Origin of the sequence: Asaia sp. W19 (assembly GCF_003994335.1) — a bacterium.
In the GTDB taxonomy this organism is placed as follows: domain Bacteria; phylum Pseudomonadota; class Alphaproteobacteria; order Acetobacterales; family Acetobacteraceae; genus Asaia.
In genome coordinates, this window is record NZ_PNQZ01000092.1 from 1 (window position 1) to 2,844 (window position 2,844).

General features: G+C 62.3%; 3 protein-coding genes and 1 pseudogene. All 4 read right to left on the minus strand.

The genetic code is table 11. The features are described 5' to 3' along the window. Positions 1–106 (minus strand): annotated as a pseudogene (locus tag C0V97_RS16475) (ABC transporter ATP-binding protein); the annotation flags it as partial. Positions 107–116: 10 nt separating this feature from the next. Further along, entirely contained in the window at positions 117–857 is a 741-nt protein-coding gene (urtD, locus tag C0V97_RS16480; protein WP_127101816.1) for an urea ABC transporter ATP-binding protein UrtD, read from the minus strand. Beyond that, the gene (gene urtC, locus C0V97_RS16485; protein ID WP_127101817.1) at positions 854–1,978 is read right to left on the minus strand and encodes an urea ABC transporter permease subunit UrtC; all 1,125 of its coding nucleotides are present in this window, start codon (positions 1,976–1,978) and stop codon (positions 854–856) included. Before urtC ends, urtD begins: the two co-directional genes overlap by 4 nt. Next, the coding region (gene urtB / locus C0V97_RS16490; RefSeq protein WP_127103627.1) for an urea ABC transporter permease subunit UrtB at positions 1,975–2,844 on the minus strand (870 nt) is incomplete at its 5' end. The genes urtB and urtC, both read right to left, overlap by 4 nt.

The window sequence follows — 2,844 nt, forward strand, 5'->3', positions numbered from 1 at the left end:
TGCGCCCCAACAGACAGGTGACCGATCCGGGCTCGGCCTTGAGCGAGACACCGCGCAGGGCGATCGCAGCACCGTAATGCAATTCGATCTGATCGACATTCAGCATGACTGATCCCTCACCGTCCGAGATAGACTTCAATGACGCGCGGATCATTGCTGACCGTATCGAGCGGCCCTTCCGCCAGAACCGCGCCTTCGTGAAGCACCGTCACGGTCACATCCAGCGCCCGCACGAAATCCATGTCATGCTCCACCACCACAACGCTGCGCGTACGATTGATCTCGCGCAGCAACTCGGCCGTTTCGGCAGTCTCTGCATCGGTCATACCGGCGACAGGTTCGTCCACAAGGAGCAGATCGGGCTCCTGTGCCAGCAGCATGCCAATCTCGAGCCATTGCTTCTGGCCGTGACTGAGCCCACCCGCAGCGCGCGTACTTTCGGCACCGAGGCGAATGGTGGCGAGAAGCCCTTCGATACGCCGGATCTCATCAGGGGTCAGCCGGGCGAAAAGCAGCCTGTGCGGGCGTCGGAGGCCCTTGAGGGCGAGCAGAAGATTATCCCAGACGCTCAGGGCCTCGAACACGGTCGGTTTCTGGAATTTGCGCCCGATCCCTAGTTCGGCAATGGCAGGTTCGTCCAGACGGGTCAGGTCATGACCCCGAAAGGTGACGCTCCCCGTATCAGGACGGGTCTTGCCGGTGATGATATCCATCATTGTCGTTTTGCCAGCGCCATTAGGGCCCACGATCGCGCGCATTTCGCCCGGTGCAAGGGTGAGCGAGAGGCCGTTGATGGCCCTGAACCCATCGAAGCTGACGGAAACATCCCGCAAGTCGAGAAGAGCGGCGGTCGTCATGCATTCGATCCTTCAGGATTGGTGATTTCGGGCGTTACCTCCTCGTCGCGCTTGCGTGGCACATGGCGCAAAAGCCCCATGACGCCATTCGGCAGGAAAAGCGTGGTGGCGAGAAACAGGGCGCCGAGCCCGTAGAGCCAGAATTCAGGCAGGATGGCGGTGAAGAGGGTCTTGCCGAAATTGACCAGAACTGCCCCGATCACAGCGCCCGTCAGCGTGCCACGTCCCCCGACCGCTACCCAGATCACGGCCTCGATCGAGTTGGCCGGAGCGAACTCGCCCGGATTGACGATCCCGATCTGAAGCACATAGAGCGCGCCACCCAGCGCTGCGATAAGGGCCGAGACGATCCAGACCACAAGCTTGACCTGCTCCGGACGATAGCCAAGAAAGCGCGTGCGCGATTCAGTATCGCGTACTGCCACCAGAACCCGGCCGTAGCGTCCTCCCATCAGAGCGCGCGCACCCATCAACACGGCGCCGAGGATCACGCCGGTCAGCGCCAGAAGCACGGCCCGCGTGCTTGGCGCGGTGAGGTCGAAACCCAGCACATCCTTGAATCCGGTCAGACCGTTATTGCCGCCGAAGCCAAGCCCGTTCTGGAAGAAGGCGAGCATGAGCGCATAGGTCAGCGCCTGGGTGATGATCGAGAGATACACCCCTGAGACGCGGGAGCGGAAGGCGAGCCAGCCGAACAGCCCCGCCAGCACAGCCGGGACACCCAGCATAAGCACCACGCCAACCAGAAAATGGTCTGATCCCCACCAATACCAGGGGAGGCGATGCCAGGAGAGGAACACCATGAAATCGGGCAGGTCTGCATTGCCATAGACCCCGCGTGCGCCGATGGCGCGCGTCAGGTACATGCCCATGCCATAGGCCCCGAGGGCGAAGAACGCGGCGTGACCGAGGGTGAGAATACCCGCAAACCCCCAGACCAGATCGACCGCAAGGGCAAGCAGGGCATAGGAGAGATATTTTCCGCAAAGCGTCACGACGAAAGGTGAGACGCTGAGTGCGCTGCCCTGGGGCAGCAGGCTGGTCAGCGCCAGAACGAGGGCGAGAACGACTACGAGGAGCGCCGTCCAACGCGCGCTGCGGAAGCTGAAATCGGTGCTCATGATTCGATCCCCCGACCGCGCATCGGGAACATGCCGCGTGGATGGCGCTGAATGAACAGGATGACGAGGACCAGCAGCAGGATCTTGCCCGAGACCGCACCGATCAGCGGTTCGAGTCCCTTGCCGCCAAGTCCAAGTGCGAGCGCCGCCGCCAGACTGCCCCAGAGATTGCCAACCCCGCCGAAGACAACGACGAGGAAGCTGTCGATGATATAACCCTGCCCGAGATTGGGGCTGACATTATCGATCTGACTGACCGCAACACCGGCCAGACCGGCAATGCCCGAGCCCAGACCAAAAGTAAGCGCGTCGACACGCGCCGTGCGGATCCCCATCAGGGCGGCCATGCGTCGGTTCTGGGTGACGGCACGCATATGCAGTCCGAGCGGGGTGCGTCGAAGCACCAGCATCAGGGCGGCCATGACAGCTATGGCGAACAGGAAGATGGCAAGGCGCACCGTGGTGATTTCAAGCCCCCCCAGTGCGAAGGCACCCCCGAGCCAGCCCGGTGTGGTGACGGCCACATTACTCGGGCCGAAAACGGAGCGCACGGCCTGCTGCAGAATGAGTGAAACGCCCCAGCTTGCAAGAAGCGTCTCGAGCGGTCGCCCATACAGGAAGCGGATCACGCCGCGCTCGATCAGGATACCCAGCCCGCCGCTAACGACGAAGGCAGCGGGCAGAGCGAGAATCAGACTGAACGGCGAGAGCGCCGGGATATAAGCGGCAATCAGACGCTCGACGACGAAGGTCGTATAGGCGCCCACCATCATCAATTCACCATGGGCCATGTTGATTACGCCCATCACCCCGAAGGTGATGGCGAGCCCCATGGCCGAGAGCAGCAGGACGGAGCTCAGGCTCAC

Bases quoted from the DNA above. Each gene is read 5' to 3' on its own strand.
- urtD (WP_127101816.1), bottom strand. From the start codon at position 857: ATGACGACCGCCGCTCTTCTCGACTTGCGGGATGTTTCCGTCAGCTTC.
- urtC (WP_127101817.1), bottom strand. From the start codon at position 1,978: ATGAGCACCGATTTCAGCTTCCGCAGCGCGCGTTGGACGGCGCTCCTC.